This window comes from Sorangiineae bacterium MSr12523, from assembly GCA_037157775.1.
In the GTDB taxonomy this organism is placed as follows: Bacteria; Myxococcota_A; Polyangia; order Polyangiales; family Polyangiaceae; genus Pendulispora; species Pendulispora brunnea.
This window is the reverse complement of the sequence record CP089982.1, coordinates 1715315-1735698: the sequence shown is the minus strand read 5'-3', so window position 1 is coordinate 1735698 and position 20384 is coordinate 1715315. Positions and strand designations below refer to the sequence as shown.

At 61.6% G+C, this 20384-nt stretch carries 14 protein-coding genes; 1 reads left to right on the top strand and 13 read right to left on the bottom strand.

The features are described 5' to 3' along the window. Window positions 1-31: 31 nt before the first annotated feature. From LZC95_06850 to LZC95_06800, 11 genes are all read right to left on the bottom strand, one after another. On the bottom strand, window positions 32-817 hold the full coding sequence (locus LZC95_06850) for a 2,3-dihydro-2,3-dihydroxybenzoate dehydrogenase (GenBank protein ID WXA96556.1): 786 nt from the start codon (window positions 815-817) through the stop codon (window positions 32-34). Between the two features lie 82 nt (window positions 818-899). Next, window positions 900-1532 carry an isochorismatase family protein gene (locus LZC95_06845; GenBank protein ID WXA96555.1) on the bottom strand — a complete coding sequence of 211 codons (633 nt, stop codon included), beginning with the start codon at window positions 1530-1532 and terminating at the stop codon, window positions 900-902. 18 nt (window positions 1533-1550) lie between these two features. Continuing rightward, window positions 1551-2915 carry a hypothetical protein gene (locus LZC95_06840; GenBank protein ID WXA96554.1) on the bottom strand — a complete coding sequence of 455 codons (1365 nt, stop codon included), beginning with the start codon at window positions 2913-2915 and terminating at the stop codon, window positions 1551-1553. A 65-nt stretch (window positions 2916-2980) separates the two neighbouring features. Next, the gene (gene ssuE / locus LZC95_06835) at window positions 2981-3574 is read right to left on the bottom strand and encodes an NADPH-dependent FMN reductase (protein WXA96553.1); all 594 of its coding nucleotides are present in this window, start codon (window positions 3572-3574) and stop codon (window positions 2981-2983) included. Beyond that, complete coding sequence (locus LZC95_06830) at window positions 3571-4962, bottom strand: cation:proton antiporter (GenBank protein WXA96552.1); 1392 nt, start codon at window positions 4960-4962, stop codon at window positions 3571-3573. The genes ssuE and LZC95_06830 overlap by 4 nt, the downstream gene beginning before the upstream one ends. Before the next feature lie 27 nt (window positions 4963-4989). Beyond that, entirely contained in the window at window positions 4990-5769 is a 780-nt protein-coding gene (locus tag LZC95_06825; protein ID WXA96551.1) for an aldolase, read from the bottom strand. Continuing rightward, window positions 5751-6893 (bottom strand): MFS transporter, encoded by a 1143-nt coding sequence (locus tag LZC95_06820; protein WXA96550.1) that lies wholly within the window; start codon window positions 6891-6893, stop codon window positions 5751-5753. Before LZC95_06820 ends, LZC95_06825 begins: the two co-directional genes overlap by 19 nt. A 35-nt stretch (window positions 6894-6928) precedes the next feature. After that, window positions 6929-8539 carry an AMP-binding protein gene (locus LZC95_06815; GenBank protein WXA96549.1) on the bottom strand — a complete coding sequence of 537 codons (1611 nt, stop codon included), beginning with the start codon at window positions 8537-8539 and terminating at the stop codon, window positions 6929-6931. 13 nt (window positions 8540-8552) lie between these two features. Then, complete coding sequence (locus LZC95_06810) at window positions 8553-11120, bottom strand: beta-propeller fold lactonase family protein (protein ID WXA96548.1); 2568 nt, start codon at window positions 11118-11120, stop codon at window positions 8553-8555. A gap of 47 nt (window positions 11121-11167) precedes the next feature. Beyond that, a complete protein-coding gene (locus LZC95_06805) occupies window positions 11168-12199 on the bottom strand; it encodes an iron-containing redox enzyme family protein (GenBank protein ID WXA96547.1) in 1032 nt (343 codons plus the stop codon). Window positions 12200-12233: 34 nt separating this feature from the next. Further along, window positions 12234-14099, bottom strand: a complete 1866-nt coding sequence (locus LZC95_06800; protein ID WXA96546.1) for an NAD(P)/FAD-dependent oxidoreductase — start codon at window positions 14097-14099, stop codon at window positions 12234-12236. Between the two features lie 964 nt (window positions 14100-15063). Between LZC95_06800 and LZC95_06795 the strand changes: the two genes are divergently transcribed. Further along, on the top strand, window positions 15064-16599 hold the full coding sequence (locus tag LZC95_06795) for a hypothetical protein (protein ID WXB00369.1): 1536 nt from the start codon (window positions 15064-15066) through the stop codon (window positions 16597-16599). A gap of 1120 nt (window positions 16600-17719) precedes the next feature. Here the strand turns inward: LZC95_06795 and LZC95_06790 are convergent. After that, entirely contained in the window at window positions 17720-19324 is a 1605-nt protein-coding gene (locus LZC95_06790; protein WXA96545.1) for a hypothetical protein, read from the bottom strand. Between the two features lie 127 nt (window positions 19325-19451). After that, window positions 19452-20174: a translation initiation factor IF-3 gene (infC, locus tag LZC95_06785; protein ID WXA96544.1), complete on the bottom strand. Its 723-nt coding sequence runs from the start codon at window positions 20172-20174 to the stop codon at window positions 19452-19454. Window positions 20175-20384: the final 210 nt, after the last annotated feature.

Here is a 20384-nt window from a genome sequence, read left to right as displayed (position 1 = left end):
ACCGAGAGGAGAAATGCGGCGGTGGCGTCGATCAGGGTGTGGCCCCGCCGTCTACGACGAGATCGTGCAAGGTAATGTGCCTTGCGTCCTCCGAGAGGAGGAACGCGACGGCCGACGCAACGTCTTCCGCCTCGGCAATTCTGCCGAGAGGGATGCCCGTGCGATACGTATTCAAATCGCCTTCGATGAGCCTGCGATTGCGCATTTCCCCGTGCTCCCCCATCGCCTTCAGCATGGGGGTGTTGGTCGATCCGGGCGATACCACGTTGCAGCGGATGCCGTACTTTGCAAGCTCGAGGCCCATGCACTTGGTGAGCATGGCGATGGCCGCTTTTGCCGCACAATAAGCCGACATGCCCACGCGGGGCGTGCTGGCTGCATTCGAGGCGACGGTGACGATGACGCCCCCGCCCCGTCCGATCATCTTGCGCGCAACTTCATGCGATATGAAGAAGGTTCCGTGAACATTGACGTTGAACGTCTCGAGCCAACGTTCGGGCGTCATGGCCTCGAAGGAGCACGGGTACAAAACACCTGCCACGTTGACCAGGCCATCGATGGGTCGCTGCATCTCCATGCGATGCACGGCCGCTTCGACGCCGTCGCGCGCGCGGATGTCGACGGCCATGGCCTCCATCACATGACGCTCCCTGTTCATTCCGGCCGACAAGCGTGCGAGTCGGTCCTCGTTGATATCGAGCGCGTAAACGAAAGCGCCCTCGGCGATGAGCCAACGTGCGACGGCTTCGCCGATGCCCTGGGCCGCCCCCGTCACGACAATGGTCTTCCCTTCGAATCTTCGGCGTGTCGAATTCATCGCATCTCTCGTTCAAGTATCGTTTCGCGAGAGGCGGGAAGACGGACACCGAGCGTTCCGCCTTCCCGCATTCCTCTCCTGTTCAAACCAGCTCGTTCAGGACTTGCGAGGTGGTCACGACCTTGCCCGAGCAATGTGCAACGTAACGCAAGGCCATCTCGTGACGTTCCAAAGAGAAGTCTCCCAAAGCATCCGCGACGAAGAACGGCTTGATATCCGCCATGAAAGCGTCGGTGGCCGTGACCTGACAACCGATATGCGCGTAGACTCCGCATATGATCAGCTGATTGCGCCGCTGCTGCGCGAGTCGCTCGAGAAGATCACTCTTCACGAATGCGCTGTAGCGATGCTTCTCCAATACTTGGTCTTTCCCTTCGACGGGCTCCAGACCTTGGACGATGGCTTGCGCGGCCCCTTTGGGCATTCCTTCCCCCCAGAAATCCAGCAGGAGACCCCTCATGCCCGCGCTCTGTCCTCCGGATTGCGCCGTGTAGAAGGTGGGGATGTCCAGCGCGTGGCATATCCGGCGGATGGCGTCGATGTTCGCCACCATTTTGTTGACGAACACGTCCGACTCGTACGGCCGCAAGAAGTAATTCTGCATGTCGTGAACGAGCAGGGCCGCGCGGTCCGGCTCCACCTTCCAAGGAAGCGGCGAACGAACGAGATCGACCTTCGTCGGCGCATCGTAGTATTTGATTCTCGGAATTCCCATGAAACACCTCGACGTCCGTCACTGCGGCGGCACTTCGACCTCGGTCGTCGCGATCGTCGTCAGCCGGTGACTATTGGAAGCTATGTACGTGATCGTATAATGCTGCTTCACCCCCGTTTTGTTGCTGAAGTCCAAATCGAACTCGTAATCGGGCTCACCGTACTTTGCGCCGCGTACCGCATCGCAAATGTCGACGTTCTTGTCCGAGGAAGTGATGGACAATAGCTTCGACCGGGGCGACGGATCGCTGTAGTCCTTGAGCCGGCGGTCGACGAAGACGTGCTGGAACTTGTGGCGGCGGTCGAGATCCGCGGTGGAATTGTTCGCGATGCTGGCATAGACATTGAAAATCGGCCGCGGTGTGAACGTGAGCCCGCGCGATGCGGACAGCCCATCGGCCGTACCGTCGGCCACGACCCGGACGAACGCACCCGTGACGCGGTCGAACTCCAGCACTTGATTGTTGCCCGTGCTCACGACGTACAAGTTGCTATTCGGGCCGCCAAATCGAATCGCGTGCGGATCGCTCATGCCCGCGGTGTCGGGGGGCACGAAGGCATCCATGAATTCGCCGGTCTTTCCGTTGTAGCGAAGAACGGCATTCGTCCCCGCGCTGCCCGCGTAGAGGTGGCCATCTGGTCCGAATTCCAGACCAATCGGCTTGACCAATCCGCCGCTCCCCGGCGGTACGAATGCGCCGAGGAATTTCTTCGTCTTCAGATCCCAACGAAGAATGCTGTTGGTGCCTCCGCTGGCGAGGTACATCGAGGTATCGTCGAAGGTCTGCATGAAGGGCAGCAACAAGCCGCTGGTCGCATGGTCTGCGAAAACATCGATGAACTTGCCATTCGCGTCGAAGCGCAGCATGGAATTCGTCGTCAGGTCGCCGACGTACGCCAAGTCGTCCGGCCCGAAGTTGGGTGCGGTGGGACTGGTCAGACCGCCCTCGCCCGCGTGGATGAAGGTGCCCTTGAATGCACCGGTGAAACCGTCGAAGCGCAACACGTCACCCGATCCGGAGGCCGACAAGAACAGGTCGCCGCCGTACCCAATCTGAGACGCCACCGGCTTGGGCACGTCGAAGAGCACACCGAGGAACTTACCGCTATTCTCGTTGTAGAACATCAGCTGATCGCTGCCGAAGCTGCTAATGAAGTAATTGGCATATCGATTTCGCGAGCCAGCCGAACCTGACGAGACAGACGACGCGGAGGCATTTTCCTCGACCGATGATTCGCCTGAATCGTTGCCGCAGGCCACCTGGGGCGCGGCGCCCAACACGGTCATGGCAGCCAGCACCTGTACACACGATCGGCTTTGACGGATCGTAAGGCTGCGAATCGGCGATGCAAGCTTGGAAATTACGGCATTCATGAAGACCATGATGTTCCTCTCCTTCATTGGAAACGTCCCTATTTCGTTTACGCCTCGAGCGTCCTGGTACCGCGTCAACCTGCCAAAGCCGTCAAGCCCTCCACGGCTGCCGCCGCATTCGTGAAGGAACCGTGCGCGCGCAGGCCGTCGATGAAGGCCTGCGTGATTTGCTCGAGCCGCGTCGCGACCTCGGGACACAACTTCACCGGCCCCTCCCCCACCTCGATGGACTTGTCGAGCGCGAACAGCCCACTGACGATGAGCCGAGGATCGAGCGACTGCAGCATCGGACGCACCGCGTAGTCGATCGCGAGGACGTGGGCCGTGGTGCCACCTACGAGCAACGGCAGGACCACCTTGTCACGCAGGGCGAACTGCGGCAGCAGGTCGATGAATGCTTTGAGCATTCCGCTGTATGCTGCTTTGTATACGGGACTCACGGCAATGACCCCGTCGGCCTGCGCGACCCGACGGGTCGCCTCTTTGATGGCCGGATCGTTGAATTCGGCGTGGAGCAATGCCTTGGCAGGCAGATCGCGAACATGAAGCATGCGCACGCGAAATCCCTCGCGCAACAATCGTTGCTCCATCAGCTCCGCGAGTCCCTCGACGCGGGAGGGCCGGACCGGACTGCCCGTGATGATCGCGATTGAAAATGGCTCGCTCATGATGCGGCTCCGCGAGCCGGAACGCCGCGCGTGAGGCGCAGAAGTGGGCTCGTGAGAAAGGTCGTGACCAAGGCCATGACCACCATCATGGCGAACAAGGTCGGTGAGATGATGCCAAGGTCGAAGCCCACTTGCAGCACCACGAGCTCCATCAGCCCGCGGGTGTTCATCAAGATGCCAATCGATGCCGCATCCCGCTTCTGGAGCCCTGCGATGCGCGCGGCGAAGTAACTGCCACCGAACTTGCCCGTGCAGGCGAGCAAGATGATCACCCCGCACGTGAGCCACTGTGACCCGCCGTCGAGCAATGCGAGCTGCGTTCGCATGCCGACCAGGGCGTAAAACGCGGGCATGAACAGCACGACGACGAGGTCGTGGAATCGACTTTTCATGGCGCGTGCTACCCAGGAGTCGTGGGGGATGATCGCGCCGAGCAGGAAGGCGCCGAAAATCGCGTGTATCCCGATATGCTCGGTGATGAGAGAGGATACCAAGAGCGCGAGCAACACGCCGGTGATGGCCGTGCGCGCAAATCGCGTATGTTCGCCCTGCGCGCGCACCCAACGGCTGATGGCGGGGCGAACGAACCAGAAGAGCACGGCGATGTACGCCAAGCTGCTCGCACACGTCACCGCCGCGTCCCACGCGCTCGCCTTGGCGACGCCCACGACGAGCGCGAGCAGGCACCACGCGGTGACATCGTCGACGGCGGCGCAGGTCAATGCCACGACGCCCATGGGAGATTGGTTCAGCGAATTGTCCGTCAAAATGCGGGCCAGCACTGGAAATGCGGTAACGGACAGCGAAACTCCGAGAAACAAAGTAAAGACGGTAAAGGAGGCCGTGGGCGTTCCGAACGTTGGATAAAGCCAAATCGCCGCAACGGTGCCGAGCACGAAAGGCACGATGATGCTCGCATGCGAGATGGAGAGCGTGGAATGGCTGTGCGAACGGATGATCGATGTGTCGAGCTCCAGGCCGACGAGGAACATGAAGAGCACGACGCCGATTTGAGACAAGGTCCCGAGCTGCGGTGCGACGTCGGGCGGCAAAAGAGCGTGTTGCACAGCCGGTGCAAACCGGCCCAAGAGGCTTGGGCCGAGGCAGATTCCGGCCAAAATTTCGCCAATCACCGGTGGCTGGTGAATCCGGCGGCAGATCGCGCCCAGCAAGGCGGACGTCAGGAGAAGCGCGACCAACGCGCCCAAGAGATGAAGCGTCGCGTGCGATGCGGCGGCGGGCCGGGCTGCGCTGAGTGCGACGGCATGCGGAAGAAATGTCTTCTCGCCAAAGGCGATGACGGCGAAGAAGCACGCCGCGGCCACCGCGAGCAAGCCTCCGTAAACCAGCATCAGCGACTTATGAGGTTGATCAGTCGACGTAAGCACGGGAACCTCGTTCGAATACGGCTCGCATCACGTGATGCATTGGGGGGCCACGGCGAGCTCACGGCGCGCGTAATAGCCGAATGTCGCCCCGAGCCGGGCGGGATGGAGCAGCCAATCGCGGGCCTCGCGGCCCAATTCGGGTTGAATGGCGCGAATCGATCCTGCGCCGGCCGCAATCGTCTGCAGCTGCGCCGCCCGTTCGAACTGCAGCGCCAAGACGCATGCTTCTTCCACACTGCGGCCCACCACGACCATTCCGTGGTGGGCCAACAGGAGTCCGGATTTGTCGCCCATGGCGGCGGAGATCAGCTTGCCCTCTTCATCGCCCACCGGAACGCCCGGCCAATGAGCGAGAAACGCGACATTCTCGTAGAGCGCACAGCTGTCCATGTGCGAAACCGCCAAAGGCACGCCGAGCATCGACAGCGCCGACGTGTACGGCGGGTGCGTGTGCACGATGCACTGGATGTCTTTGCGCGCGCGGTAAAGCCACGCGTGAAAGCGATTGGCCGGATTGGGCATACCCGTGCCCTCGATGATCCGGAGCTGCTCGTCGACCAAGAGCAAATTCGAGGCTTGGACCTCGCTCATTCCGCAGCCGAGACGCTGTGTGAAGAATCCGCGCTCCGCTTCCCTCGCGGTGATCTGCCCGGCCAAACCGGATTCGTGCCCGTGGCGGCAAAGAATCCGGGACGCGAGCGCGACTTTCTCTTTCACCGTCCAGTTGCCGACGGAGAGGTGCCGCTGCATCTTCTGCTTCTCGCGCTGGATGACCCGCTCTTTGTCTTCTACGAATGTCTTATCCATGTGGTGCCTTCATCGCTGGTTCGAAGAATGCGACGCAGTGCGCGCCAGAGGCCGAAGCTCGCGGCGATGGCCGAGGCATAACCGATCAAGGCCCCTTCGAGGCCCCATCGATCGGCCATGTAGCCTACGGCGATGCAGGGGAAGCCGAAACCCAAGTAGCCGAACAGATAGTACCCGGAAACCGCTCGCGCGCGGTCATCGCGGCACGCCGCCAAGGTGCCGGTGAGGCCTCCGACGTACGTAAAGCCGAAGCTGCTGAGACCCGACAGCGCGGAGGCCACGAACAGCAGCGCGGTCGCGCGCTCGTGAATGGCCATGATCAAGAGCAGCAAGGCGGAGGCATTGAGAGCGTATCCAATTCGCAAAAATTGAAACGGATGACGGACCTCCGGCCCGAGTTGAATCAAAGCTCCCGCGGCAATCGCGATGAATACGACGACCCCACTCCACTTGCCTTGCCCGGTGAGAGCCAACCAGGCGGGGATCGTCGCTAAAATGATGCCCGTCAGCGACCACGAAAGGAAGATGGCGACGCCGAGGGGCAATGTGTTCTTCGAAATCAGCGGTATACGAACCAGGCCTCCGCTGCCATTCGCGCGGCGTCGCTTTAGAAGCAACATGGCGCCGAGGCATGCAAGGGTCGCGCAGGCCACTCCGTAATAGCTGATCGGCGCCAGGCTGGGCTGCTGGTTGAGGCATGCGCTCGTGACGAGTCCACCGCTGCCGAGTCCAAGGGTCACGGCCGCCGTACTCAGACGGGCGGCGCGAGAAGGATTGTCGGTGAGCTCCGCGAGGTACGATGTACCGGCGCCCACGCTCAGTCCAATCGAAATGCCTTGCAAAAGGCGGGTCTTCAACAGCGTTTGGATCGTGGGATCGACGATGATGGCGACGTGCCCCGCGAACGCGAACGTCAGCCCGAGCAAGAGCGCGGTCTTGTTCCCAAAACGGTCGCCCAGGCCGCCGAGCAGGAGCAACACGGGAATGAGACCCGCCACATAGGCCGCAAAGGTCACCGAGACGAGGCCTTGCTGATATCCGGCAATGTCCGCGTATCTCTTGTAGAGGGGTACCTGGAGGTTGACAGCGAGCGTGACGACGAAGATCGTCGCGATGACAGCCATCGACTCCATCCTCGAGGGTTGTCGATTGATTCGAATCATGGTTCACGCAGCGCTCGGTCGACGAGCAGGTCCTTTCGCGTTTTGCCGGTCGCGGTTTTGGGAATGCTCGACAGGACGAACCGGCTGGGGCGCATGTGGACGGGCAGGTGCCGCTCGCAATAGTCGTGCAGCGCCTCGAGCGAGGGCGCCGGCTGGCTGCTCGCCTCGATGACCGCAATCAACCGCGCGCCCTCTTGCGCATCGTCGGTCTGCAGGCCGATCAAGGCGGCGTCTCCGACGCCGGGGCACTGCACGAGCACATTCTCGACTTCGATGGAGGAAATGTTCTCCCACCCGTAATCCGTCTCGACGTAAATCAAGTCTTTGATGCGGTCCTTGATCTCGAGATACCCGTCCGGGTGAACGACCGCGAGGTCTCCACTGTGAAACCACCCGTTCACGAACGAACGGGCGGTTGCCTCGGGGTTATTGTAGTAGCCAAGGGCGACTGTGTTGCCCGACATGAGCACTTCACCCGGGGTTTTTCCGTCCGCGGGAACGTCCAAACCATCGGCGTCGACGACACGAAGTCCCGTTCCTGCGTGAATGGCCGCCACACCTTGCCGCGCGCGGAAGGCGGCACGTGATTCGCTGTCTTCGTGCGCCCAGTCCCATTGCTCCTCGCAAACGACGTACGGACCAAAGGTTTCGTTCAGCCCGTACTGATGAATGAGCGTCGCGCCGAGCGCTTCCAGCTGTTTCAGCAGCGGGCGGGTCGGCGCCGCGCCACCCGTCACCACGATGCATCCCTTCAACGCGGAGGCCGCAGCGCCCGCCGAGACGATCCGCCGCAGCAACCTCGGAGCGCCCGCCAAATGGGTCACCCCCGCTTCGCCGAGCAGGCTCGCGAAACGCGTCTCTTCTTCCTCCGTCGGGCCGGGAACCTCGGTCATGATTTGGCCAGCACCGACCGCCGCGTTGGACCATATGTGCCCCCACCCATTGACGTGGAACATGGGGAGCGTCCATAAATAACGCGATTGGCGGGTGAGCCCGAGCATGAGCACTTGGCCCAGCGCGTGCAGGTAGGCCCCGCGATGACTCATGACGACGCCCTTGGGGAGCCCGGTCGTGCCCGACGTGAAGTTGACGACGATGGGATCCATTTCCGATCGCACCATGTCATTCAGCGGGATCTCGTCCGCTGCACTTGCAATCGCGTCCTCGTAGTCGATGCAGGTTGCATCTTTGTCTGGGGTCGCGCCAAACCCGATGAGACGCCGGCTGCCGCCGCCGGAGAGCGCTTCGAGCCCATGCCGCTGCAGGCAGGCGCGACTCACGATGAGAATGCGGCTAGCGACCATTTGGAGTTGTTTGACGATATCGTCCGTGGGCAGCCACGGATTCAGACTCACGACCACGCCACCGGCACCGGGAATACCGAAGTTCGCCTCGATGACCTGCGGGCCATTGTCGGACATCAATCCGATGCAGTCGCCGTATCGGACGCCGTGCTCTCGCAGGACCGTCGCAAGCCGCCGCGATCGGCGGAGCAGGTTCCCGTACGTCACGAGCCCGTCGTCATGTCGAATGGCCGTCGCATTCGCAAAAACGCGGCCGGTGCGCTCGAGAAACACCGTGGGTGTGAGAGGCGAAAAAGAGTGCATCGATATCTCCCTGTCAGTGGGGTCGCGTTCGCACGTCGATCGACTCGAGGTAGAGCGCCAAGCTCGCCCGAGCGCCGTCGCTATCCAGCGGATCGGGTCGACCGGGCTGCTGTCCCGCACGGCGATGCTTCACATGGGTCAACACGCATTGGAACGTCTCGCACGCGCCATTGTGAAAATAGGGCGGCACACTGTAGGAGCCGAGGAGGGATGGGGTATTGTAGCCATTGCCCTTGCCGTCTCCGTCGTAGTCGAAGCCCAGTGCTTTCAGTCCGTTGGTGTCTCGCTCGATGCCGCCGATCGCGGGATAACCGGGCAGCGGATTGTCCGAGCCGGGAACGTTGAGGTCGAAGGTTCCAACGTCCGTGAGAAAGCGATGCATATACTGCATCGCATTCGCGCCCGGCGCGGCCGCCTCCGTCGCAATCTCGCCCGGCGCGGGAGGAGACACGAAGTCCTTTTGCTTCATGGTCCACTGCCCGCCCCCATGGCACGTTGCGCAGCCCGCCCTTTCGAACAGTTCGCGCCCTCGGTCTGCTCGATCGGCATCATCGCCCGCGCCCGTCAGGCCCGCCGCCGAGAGCTCGGACGTCGTCATCGCCCGATTCGGCGTCACCACGGCACTGCGCTGCCACTCTCGGAGGGCATCCGTCGCCTTGACGAGGGTCGAGCTACCCGGCAGTTGGACCCGTAGCTGCGGTCGATTCTCATTTGCGGCTGCAAACGGGACCAGCACACATGGTGCCATGGCAAAGTCGTTTTCCTGGCCGAGAATGAGCCCGTGATCCGGGTCATTCGTGCTCTGCGTGATACCGCTCGGAGGCATTGAATCGACGCAGGGCCTCGGTGTCGTGAGCGGCTCACCGCTCGACACCCGCCGCGTATTGAAATCGACGTCCTCGAGCTCGTCGAAGATCGCCGATGCATTGATGATGCGCTGCTGCGCGCGATTTCGCGGATTCGTGGTCCCGTTGATGGCAATCGTCTTTCGCGGACCACTCGCGAATTGCCAAACGACGCCGTCGGTGAGACCCGCCGGATGGCAGCTCGAACACGCTTGATGGCCATGATCGGAGAGGCGGTTTCGATTCGACCCCCCTGCCCCGTCGGGCCGGACGAAATTGCCTCGCGAGGAGAAGAACATCTCCGCGCCGACCAGGAGAAGCTCGTCACGCGAGCCCGGCAGCGGCAACCGATCCGTGCTCACCACCGCTTCGACCCTGTCGCTGGACAGATTCACGACCGATACGTTGCGCGACACGTGATTGACCACGTAGGCCTTCGTGCCCCGCGCATTGATGACGATACCCATCGGGTTCTTTCCCGCGTTGGGCCCGCGCGTCTCCGGCGCATCCGGATCGTTCAGGTCGATGTAGCGGGTCGTGTTGTCATCGGTCGTGAAATGCAGCACGCCGGCGGCATCGACATCGAGCTTGACGAGCAGGTCGCTGGCGGACGAAACGACGTACGCAGAGCCTCTTCCACTTTGGGTGGTGAACGCCATCGCGCTCGGATTCGCGAAGAACAGCATCGGCTTGCCAGGCTCTGGATCCCTCGCCCCCAAGTGAAGATTCAGCGCCCCCCCGTCCGTCTCCGCGCCGCCGATGCCATCGATTCGATTGACGTACGCCTGGGTATCGACGTCGAAGTGGAGCGGCCCAGTCGGTGAAGCGGCAATGTTGGGAAGATACGCGTGGCCGTCGCGGAGGACGATGCTCTGCAATTGATTCGGAAATGCTCCCGTAGCGCCTCCGCGCGTATCTGCAAAACCGGTATCCGACGGAGCCAGCCGGATTGGCGTCAGTCGTGTGCGCAGGCCCGAGGATCCCGCATCCAGGTCGATGCGGCAGACCAGTCCTTCCTTTCCGTAGTCGTCCGCTTGGACTCCGCCGGGCCGGGTGTACGAAAGGAAGCGCGTTACGTAGAGACGCCTGCCGTCGGCCGCGATGGCCATGGCACGTGGCTGAAAGTGACGGGATGGATCATCGCCATTGCACGCGCCCTTACGTAAATCGATGAGCCCGACGAAATGTTGATCGCGGCCATCGAGAACGGTAATCGTATCCTGACTGCCATTCGCGACGAAGACTCGCCGGCCATCCGGAGAGACCACGACGCTGGATGGCGCACCGCCGGTCGTGATGCGCCGATCGCGCGCCCCCGCAGCGAATCCATTCGGGCGCAGCTGGCCGATGTCGATGACCGAGACGTCGTTGCTTTGGGCATTGGCCACGTAGGCATATCGGTTCGCCGGATCGATGGCGATGCTCTGCGGGCCATCGCCGACGGGCAGGCCCCCCAACACGGTGTTGGTATCGGTACGAATGACCGATACGCGATCCGTATCCGAGTTCACCACCCAGAGCAGCGAGTCGTCTCGAGAAAGGGCGATGGGACTCGAATAGGAGGCTCTCGGCGGAGTCCGCTCCGCAAGGGGCAATTCGTCCGGGGGGCTCTCATCGGATATATCGGCAGAGCACCCCGCCCCGAGCGCGACGCTTGCAGCGACCGCGGTCCCACCGAGCAGCCCCGCATGCCCGTTCGCCCGTTTCCACCAAACGCGCAACGCTTTTGTATCCACCAGAGAGCCTAATCGCATATGAATGCCCTATCGATCGAGGATGGTTGTCACTGAGCGGCTTGCGCGATGGCGAGCGGCCGGCTCGCGGGTCCGGAGGCCGCCGCAGTCGCGCGCTGAGCGATGATGCCGTTCAGAACGCCGTCGTAAACGCCGGCGCGGGCCTCGAGCATGCGCATCGCGCCGTCGAAGACCTTCTGGAAATGGCGGCGCGTGTGCGTGTAGGGCTTTCCGGCCGCGAACCATCCGTCGCCGTGCTCCCCATCCAGCTCGCAATGGACCACGAAGAATTTGACCAGCTCCTCGCTCAAGCCGCGGCGCCGAAGGTACGCCAGCACCCGTTTTTGTTGGGCAGGAATGCTCAACTCCAGCGCGCCCAGGCCGCCCAATCCGTAATGCAGACCATCGGCAAACCAGCACAAGCTGATTTTCGTATTGAGCAAATGGTACGTCTCCGCGTTGTGATCGGATTCCTTTGCGCCGCCGTAGTGTTTCATCAACGGTTCGAACAGATTCGGATGGGCCTGCGCGAAGTTGCCCTGGCCGAACTCGTCATACAAATTGTCGTACAGTTCCTGGCGCATCTGGAAGGGTACGATGAGGCTGTACGCCGCGACGTGCAGGTGGAAACGCTGCATGTTCACGCGGTAGTTGGAAAGAAAGTAGCGGCACTCCTCCGCGGTAATGTCCCCGCGGTCGAAGAAATCGAACAAGGCATGCGAGTTCACGCGGTGCAACGCAATTCGCCCCTTCAGCCAGGTAAGGAAGTCATCGTAATTCGTGAGTTCGATCGGCACGTCCTCGCGGGGCAGGTAGGCTTGCTCCACCCGCTCGATGACATTGCGAATCCTCCAATCCGATTCCGAGCGGAGCTTGCCCAGTCCGAATCCGCTGTCCATCAGCCGCAGGTTGATGGTGAACAGGAGCCGCTGAATCTCTCTCCACAGTTCACCGCCTTTGTTCTGAAAGGCCTCGTGGGCGAGATCCTCGAGCATCGAAACGTTGTCGATGGTCCTGAGAATCCCCAATTTGTCGGCTACGAGCCTCGTCGGTTCTTTGTATTGCACGTTCGTAGAGCTCATCGTTGCCCCTCTTCTCATTAAGAAATGTGACCAACTACTTTGCGACCGCTTCCGCGGTCCTACTCCCGTTGAGAACGTCGTTCGTTCTCGATTTGTGCGAAATCTGGATATCCACCACCGGCTGCGTGCCCGAGGCGGGCGCGTCGCTCGCGGGTACTCTGGCATGAGCCGGAAGCGGGTACTCCGGCGATTGCGCGCTTCGATACCTATCGAACCTCGCGTAGTGCGCGGCATCGCGAAGCCGGCGTACCCCGAGCTTCTCGTCCACCAGCTCCTTCAAAACACTTTTGACCAGTTCGGTGGGTGGAAAATCGAAGTAGCGACGGCGCACTTCCGTTGGAGCGTGGCGGTATCCCCAATATGTACTCAGCACCAGAGATTTCAAGTCACCCGAAGTGGCGTATCGCCTCGAGCGGTCGTCGAGCCCGTAGCCGGGCGGAATCCACGGCTTGCCTCGATAGAGTGCATACAACTTGGATATCGCGACCGGTATCGAGATCCGCGCGGCCTCGACATCGAGCATGATCGCGTAAGCGCTTCGAAAGAGCGTTTGGTATTCGTCCATTTCCGGCGACGGCGTGCCGAAGTGCTCGTGGTTCTCCAGGTTGTCGAGGAAGCGCCGGTCTTTCGTGCGCCGGAACTGCACGTGGGCGCGTTGAAAACGGAGCGTGCTGTAAAAGCCACCGAGAACCCACACGCGGTACCATGCGTTCCAAAGTTCGAAATCGCGGAAGGCGATGAAGGAGCCATTGGTGAGCTTGTCGTGCGATTCGATGAGCGTTTGCGTGAGCTTCTCGAGGGGCTGAAATCTCTCGGAGGAGAAATCGTCGAGCCTTACTGCGTCGATGAGCCGGTGCGCCAACGCATTGATGCTCTCCATCGTGATATGCAGTCCGCGCGAAAACAGTGGATCGACGAAGCCTGCAGAGTGCGGTGCGAGGCAGCACCGGTCCCCAACGACCGTCGTGCTCGAATACTGCAACCGCGGGGCAGACACCCATGCGCGCACCGCACGCGCGTGTTCGAATTGCACCGCCATATCGGGATATTTCGCCAGGAACTTTCTGAACTCGGCTTCGGGCCCCTCGGGATCCGGCGGAAATCTCCTCGGATCGAGCTGCAACCCCACACTGCAAAGCGGATTTCCCGCCGATTCGTGGTTGTCGAATGGAATCACCCAAAGCCAGCCGCCATCGAAGATGTGGTGCAGCGTCCCTTGGGAGAGAGGCTGCGGCAGGCGATGCGTCTGCGGCCCGAAGAAGTCGTCGAACGGCCGAACGCCCACCATATGGGTAAAAATCGACCTCGAGTGGCTATCGAGGCGGGTCCTGGGCTCGCGCCAACCGTACCGCTTGGCGAGCACGGAATTGTGACCCGACCCATCGACGATGTATTTGCCGTGGAGGGTGCGGCCGCATTTCGTTTTGAGAGTCCACCCCTGCTCGTGTTTTTCGAAGTCGACGACGCTCGTATCCTGAAGGGCGTCAGCGCCGTAACGAACGGCGACGGCAAAGAGGAAGGCGTCGACGTCCTGCCGCATGAGGTGGCTTTCGGGGCCATTCGGGTAGTGCGGTATCGGCAGCATCGTCGATTTCGTGGGATCGAGACGAGCGCCGGTGGTGTGATGCACGAAGGAGAAATTTCGCTTCATTCCCGAGGAGCTCGTAACGTGACGACGCAAACTGCGAAATGTGCTGACGTATTCGAGCTCCGGAACGTCGTAGCGCTCAGCCATGATTCGAAGGAGGTGCGACGTGCCCGGGATCATGGATTCGCCGACCGTGAACCGCGGATGGTGGCCATGGTCGATCAACAATGTGCTGAGCCCGTGACGCGCGGTGATGGCGGCCAGTATCGACCCGGAAATCCCGGTACCTAAGATGATTACGTCGTAATTCATTTAAACCCCTCTTTGGGTGAACGAGCGAACTTCGCGAGACACGAGCAACGAGGCGCGGCGCGTACGGTGTCGACGTGAGGCCTGGCGCGATGGTTACGAGCCGGTCACCCATTGGCACCGAATCGCTGCACTACGCGTGTCTATTTTGGCTCTGAACCCGCAATAGCGGCGTTCGAGCGACGCCGACGCTCGGTACCAACAGTTCACTCCCAATGGGGCGGCACGTTTGGTTTATCGTGGCGGGGGCTGTTGGCAGCCTGCTTCGACGCGGCGAATCGTTAGAGAACGGTAGTTACGCCATGCGCACTGTCAAGCGAGTCCCCGCAAATGGATTTGCCCCGCCAACGCGCGCGGACGGATTCGACCAGCCGCAATGCATCGTACTCGCCGCGAAAATCCGCGACCTGCCATCATGTGTTGCCTAGGCAACAAAATGCACGAAATAAGCAGGAATTCGTTTGGCGCGAAACCAGCATGAAACGTTTCACCATGGTGCCCTCTAGGCTTGTATTCTCATTATTAATTTAGCGGCGGGAATAAATTAATTTGCGAAGGCCCGAGTGTCACTCATTTGGACGACGTAGGACTGCGTAGAGATTCCGGCCTGAATCGAAGGCAACAAGCGCAGCCGTTCCGCCCAAAATGGTATTCAGTGAACAGAATCGAGTCCTGTTCGACAATTAATTGACGAGTCATATCTAAAATCCGTATTCGTCACGCGCGACCGCATTCTTTCGGCCACGATCGACGTGACCACGCATTCGAACCATCGAAAGCTCTCCGTCTCGATTACGGGACCTGCGCAAGCGGTCGCCCTCGGTGGTCCTAGACCAAGTCGGGCAACTTCTTGCGGGCTCGAGCGTTGTTCAATCGTCATCACGGCATTCGTGTGCTCGGGTCCGAAACAACGAAACCACGGTCTCGTGCCAGCCGATGGATGAGGAACATCTTCGAGGAGGGCTCTATGCGGCGAGTCGGTATTGTCTTTGGAGTAAGCGTGTTCGTGGCGTGCGGCGGTTCCAGCTCCGATCCGGGCACGGGAGGAGGAGGACGCGAGCCTCGGCCGGTCATCGAGGGCTGCCCGGTCGCGCCTCCCGCCGAGGCCGAGTGGGGCATCAGCGACAAGTGCGGACTCTTCGTGTCATCGAGCAAGGGAACCGCCACCGGCGACGGCTCCAGTGTCTTCCCTTTCGCATCGCTGCAGAAGGCCATCGACGCCGCCAAGGTAAACGGCAAACGCGTTTACGCCTGCGCCCAATCCTACCGCGAACAAATTACCCTCGCCGAAGACGTCGAAATCTACGGCTACTTCGATTGCAGCGCCCCCACATGGAAAACCGGCCCCGCCAAAGCCGTCATCGACGGCCCCTCCAGCCCCGCCGTGAAAGCCACGGGCATCCACAACGCACGCGTCGACGGCTTCGAGATTCGCTCCCCCGATGCGACGACGCCATCGGGCAGCTCGATTGCCGTGGTGGCGATTTCGTCACCAGGGGTGAAGATCTACAACTCGAAGATTCGTGCCGGAGCTGGCGCAAAAGGCGCGGATGGCGTCGAGGGCTTACAGCTTGTGCCTGATGCGGGTCTGAATGGTAGTCCGCCGTTGTTCGAGGTGAGTTGCAAGGAAGGCGCGTGCAGCGCAAATCGGATTGGCCCACTTGGAGGACATATGGGCTTCTGCAGCGGAAGATCCGAATACCCAATCCAACCAGGCGGATGGGGAGGAATTGGAGGCATTTACACGGCGGACAGCGCTGGGCGATGGGTTGAAAATGCTCCTCCGGAACCAGGGGCGCCGCAGGGACCAGTGGCGCAGTACGATGTCGCCCTGGGCGCGGGTGTGAACGGGAGTCCGCCGCCCGCGATTGCGCGATCAGGCGCCACCGGCGTTGATGGGAGAAGCGGTGACGGTATAGGAGGCTTCAGCGAGATAGGTGAGTACGTTCCAAGCAATGGTCTAAAGGGAACAGATGGTCGCCCTGGGCAGGGCGGTGGTGGTGGCGGTGCTCACGCCCCGTTTCGTCAAGCGAGAGAGGAAAATGAGCAATTGGTAACATCGACGGGAGGAGGTGGGGGTGCGGGCGGTTGTCCTGGCGTTGCAGGCACTCCGGGTGGTGGTGGCGGTGCAAGCGTGGCGTTGGTCGCAGTGCAAAGTCCGATACAAATATTCGCGTCGACTATCGAAACCGTGGGCGGCGGTGGCGGCGGAAAAGGAACGAATGGCAGCGCCCCCACGCCTGGCGGAGAGGCCGGCGGTCTGCCGAACTACCCCTCGTTGAGTGGGGCTCATGGCGGCGCAGGCGGACGCGCCGGAGTGAGCGGGAGCGGTGGTGGAGGCCCGTCGATCGGGATTGCCTTCAAGGCCGGCGCACCTATTCTAACCACCACGGATGCAAGGCCCGGCCCGGGCGGGGCCGGCGTTCCCGAGTTACGAGTGGACGGACGTGGAACCGTTCCCGCTTCGGCCCAGGGAGTGTCCGTCCCAACTCGAGAGTTCTAATCCGCTATTCGGTGCCGGACGTTGCGTCAAAAAAAGGCTCGTCCAACAACAGCCCTCCCCCTGCAGGGAGGGCTGCGATAGGTCACTTCAACTACTGCCCCGCCCTCTTCTCGCGGCAAACGTACTTCGTCTTTGCATCCGAAGGCGGCCGGCCTCCGTTCTTCAGGGTGCAATCCTTATCACTGGAACAGCCGACGTTGGTGCACTTGTGTTCGACGCACGAGTAGAAGTCGTACGAGTTGGGCTCGTCACATTCAAGGTCGGTCTGGCACGGCTTCGAGCAGGTCCCGTCGGAATTGCATGTTGCTTCGACGTCCCTCAAGTAGGCAACGCACTCGCGGTCGGATTTGCAGCCGGAGTTGAGACATTTGCCAGCTACGCACCGGTCGAAGTTGCTGCAATCCGAATCGAGAGCACACGGCGGCTTGCATTCGCCGTTTACGCACGCATTTCCGTCCTTGCAGTGGGCGTCTTCGACGCACGCGACACACTGTCCCGCGGCGCAATGATTTCTGCCCGTGACCGGACATTCGCTATCCGTGGCACACACCGTCCGTACGCACTTATCATTGACGCAGTCCGATTTATCGCAGGTGCAGTATTTATTGTAATATCCGCAGTATGGTTCGCCGGACGGGCCGCCATCTCCGCAGTAGCGCTGCAGCGTCTCGCATGTGTAGCCAACCTCTTGGACATAGTCCGTCGGCTTCGGGCAGCAGTCGACCTTCTGCGAACACTGAGTCGTGTCGCAAAATTTTGCCGTGGCGGAGATCTTGAAGACGCTCGTCACGCATACGCCGGCGGAGCTACTCGACGAACTCGGACGGCAGGCGAGGCCGTCGGCGCAGTCGTTCGAGCTCTGGCAAGCTTCGTTCTTTTGGGAGAGGCGGCGCGGCGCTGTTTTGTTATCGTCGTCGCTGCTGCAGCCGGCGATGGCGGCGGCGGTGGTGAATAGGCCTAGGAAGCCAAGAGTTGCCCCCAAAGCCAGGACAGTGGTTCTTTTCATGGGCGCGGAGACTACGGCCGTGGCGAGCACGGGTACAAGAGGTCGGCGCCATAATTTCGCGGCAGTGGTGGAAGCCAATCGCGCCATTGGCGCGATTGGCTTTGCAAATCATGGTTATCGCGGTGCTTTTTCGGATTTGGCGCCAACGGCGGCGGTGGTGTCGACTTTCGTGGTCGGCTTATCCTCGAGGGCTTGTCGCGACGTCGCGACAATTGCGGATGTTCCCGCGACTCCCGGTTTGCGGAGTGTGGACAATGCGGTGGCATTGACGGCGGTGCCATCGCATTGGATGGCGGTGACGACACCCGAATCGCCGCGGGAGAAATCCCATTTGCGGCCGGACAAGGTGAAGCCGGTAACTCCGAGTCCACTCGGACCGAGGCGCACGGCGGTGGCGAAGGTCGTTTCCGTGGTGCCGGTGGCTGCATCGTATTTGCCGACGGGAATGGCGAGGCCCGTCGGGGTGGGCGCGTTGGGCGAGGCGGCGACCAATACGGCGACGGCGTCGGCCAGGACGGCGGAGCTCTCCGGGGAACCGGACAAGAACCGCGATGAAACGGAATCGACGGTCCGCTGGGCGTCGATCAAAAGGAGTTGTACGGCAGACGTCAGAGCCAATTCGGCGGAAGGCTCATTCACATTGCCAATCAGCTTTTTGGCATCCCCTCGAACCTGGCGGACGTCGCGCTCCGTTTGGGCCCGCAATTCGGCGCGGTTCGACAATGCGCGGCGCACGGCCACGTTGGCCAATGCCCCTGCAAAGTCGGCAATGGCGCTGTCGATGGGACCAGCTTCCACGTCGGCCCCGAAGAGCTCGACCTTCTTCGCTTCGAGCGGCGTTTTCACCGCCAAGACGGAGCTGCGTGCGCGAAGACCCGGGTTGGCATCGCCGAAGTAAATCGCATGGGCGTCCGTGCGGGCGCCGGGCAGGCGGCTCCACAGACGGCGCACCGATTCGATGTGGCCATCGCTGGCTTTGCCCGCATCGAGCACCAGAACGCCGGACTCGGTGAAGAACGAGCGGCGTGCGCCCGTCAGCGCCAATCGATCGGCAACGTCGATGCGGTACGTGGGGCTGTCGTTGACGAAGTCGGCGAGGGCAAGCTGCACTTGCGCGCGCACCTTGGAAACGGTCGCCGAAACGGGGACACCGGTACGAAGCAGCTTGGGGTGCTTGTCGATGTGGCCCGCGATGGCGCGAACGCAGTCGTCGTACGTGGTGAGCGCGATGCCCGTGAGCGGGTCGGCGCCGAGACCGCGACGCTGGCCGGGGGTTGCCAGATCGGACGAGAGAAACGCGTAGATCCCTTGAAGCTCCGCGGCAGCGGCGGGGTGCTTGTCGAGATCCTCCGCAGAAAGCGTGTAGAGTGCATCGGCTCGCGCGAGCACCGCGCGCGTGGCGGCCAAGGCGAGGACGGAGCGCGAGGCGCGGGAGGCTCCGCCAAAGACGAGCTCATGAAGGAAGGACGCACGCGTGTCGTTGAAGACTTGCGACGCGAGTGCATCGGAAAGGGCGGCGGCCGACTCATCGACGCTGAGATCGGGGCGCGCGACGAGGGCGCGCAACCGCGGAGCGTTCGCCAACTGGGCGGACGTGACGAACTGACGAACTTGCGACGTCTCACCAAGGGTGAGTGACGCTTGGACGTCGCTCGCCGAAGCGAGCAACGTCCCCACCATCGCGACCGTGAAGAAGCTACGTCGGAGGGATTTTTCCATGATGACTCGAGCTTAGCTCGGCCATGGCCGACACGTCGGTGTGTTCGTGTCAAAAAATCAACAACGACGTTGTAGTCGAGACTCTTCCGAGGTCACCGCCCCTCAGGCGAGGGATGACGATGTGACCTCAGTTGGTCGCCGCCTCGTCCTCGTCATCATCATCGTCGTCGTCATCATCGTCATCGATGTCGTCGACGTTGAGAATCGAGGGATCCGACGGAAGAGCGCGGCCTTCTTTCTCGGCCTGCTGACGCGCTTTCTCGGCCGCGATCTTCGCCTGTGCGACCTTCTGCATGACAGCGGGCTTCGGTGCGAGGAGCACGGTCATGGTGCGTGCTTCCATCATCGCGCGCGTTTCGACGTTGGCCACGTCGTCGGTCGCTTGGATGACGATGGTGAGCTGCTCTTGCGCCTTCTCGGGGTGCGTGATCTCGCGTCCGCGGAAGCGCACGGTCACCTTTACTTTGTGACCGGCTTCGATGAAGCGACGGGCGGCCTTCACCTTGAAGGCGATGTCGTGATCGTCGGTCTTCGGGCGAAGCTTGATCTCTTTGATTTCGACCACGGTCTGCTTGCGCTTGGCCTCGGCCGTCTTCTTCTTCTCCTCGTATTTGTACTTTCCAAAATCGAGGATCTTGCAAACCGGCGGCTCGGCCTTGGGATTGACCTCGACGAGATCGAGCCCCTGCTCCTGCGCCATTCTCAACGCTTCGTGGGTTTGCAGCACACCGAGCATTCCGCCGTCGGCTCCGATGACACGGACCTCCGGAACTCGAATGCGGTGATTGACGCGAATCTGAAAACCGCGCTGCTGCTGGCGCGGATCAAAGCGAGGGCGACCCATCGGCATTGGCTGACCGTAACCTCCTAGTTGCTTTCTTTTCTTGAACGGGGCCGTTCATCGCGGCCGGAAAAACAAACGAGACAAATCCCATACGGGAAAACGCCACGGGGCGATAGTAGGGCATCTCCATCGGCGTCTGCATCTGCGGGCGCGGATGATAGCCGTGGGCGCGGCGGTGCCGTCAACAGGCAACCGCAGGGCTTGCCTTTGACGCGC

Excerpts from the sequence above, each read along its gene's own strand:
- LZC95_06850 (WXA96556.1), bottom strand. The coding sequence starts at position 817 with ATGAATTCGACACGCCGAAGATTCGAAGGGAAGACCATTGTCGTGACG.
- LZC95_06845 (WXA96555.1), bottom strand. The coding sequence starts at position 1,532 with ATGGGAATTCCGAGAATCAAATACTACGATGCGCCGACGAAGGTCGAT.
- LZC95_06840 (WXA96554.1), bottom strand. The coding sequence starts at position 2,915 with ATGGTCTTCATGAATGCCGTAATTTCCAAGCTTGCATCGCCGATTCGC.
- ssuE (WXA96553.1), bottom strand. The coding sequence starts at position 3,574 with ATGAGCGAGCCATTTTCAATCGCGATCATCACGGGCAGTCCGGTCCGG.
- LZC95_06825 (WXA96551.1), bottom strand. The coding sequence starts at position 5,769 with ATGGATAAGACATTCGTAGAAGACAAAGAGCGGGTCATCCAGCGCGAG.
- LZC95_06820 (WXA96550.1), bottom strand. The coding sequence starts at position 6,893 with ATGGCTGTCATCGCGACGATCTTCGTCGTCACGCTCGCTGTCAACCTC.
- LZC95_06815 (WXA96549.1), bottom strand. The coding sequence starts at position 8,539 with ATGCACTCTTTTTCGCCTCTCACACCCACGGTGTTTCTCGAGCGCACC.
- LZC95_06805 (WXA96547.1), bottom strand. The coding sequence starts at position 12,199 with ATGAGCTCTACGAACGTGCAATACAAAGAACCGACGAGGCTCGTAGCC.
- LZC95_06800 (WXA96546.1), bottom strand. The coding sequence starts at position 14,099 with ATGAATTACGACGTAATCATCTTAGGTACCGGGATTTCCGGGTCGATA.
- LZC95_06795 (WXB00369.1), top strand. The coding sequence starts at position 15,064 with ATGCGGCGAGTCGGTATTGTCTTTGGAGTAAGCGTGTTCGTGGCGTGC.
- LZC95_06790 (WXA96545.1), bottom strand. The coding sequence starts at position 19,324 with ATGGAAAAATCCCTCCGACGTAGCTTCTTCACGGTCGCGATGGTGGGG.
- infC (WXA96544.1), bottom strand. The coding sequence starts at position 20,174 with ATGCCGATGGGTCGCCCTCGCTTTGATCCGCGCCAGCAGCAGCGCGGT.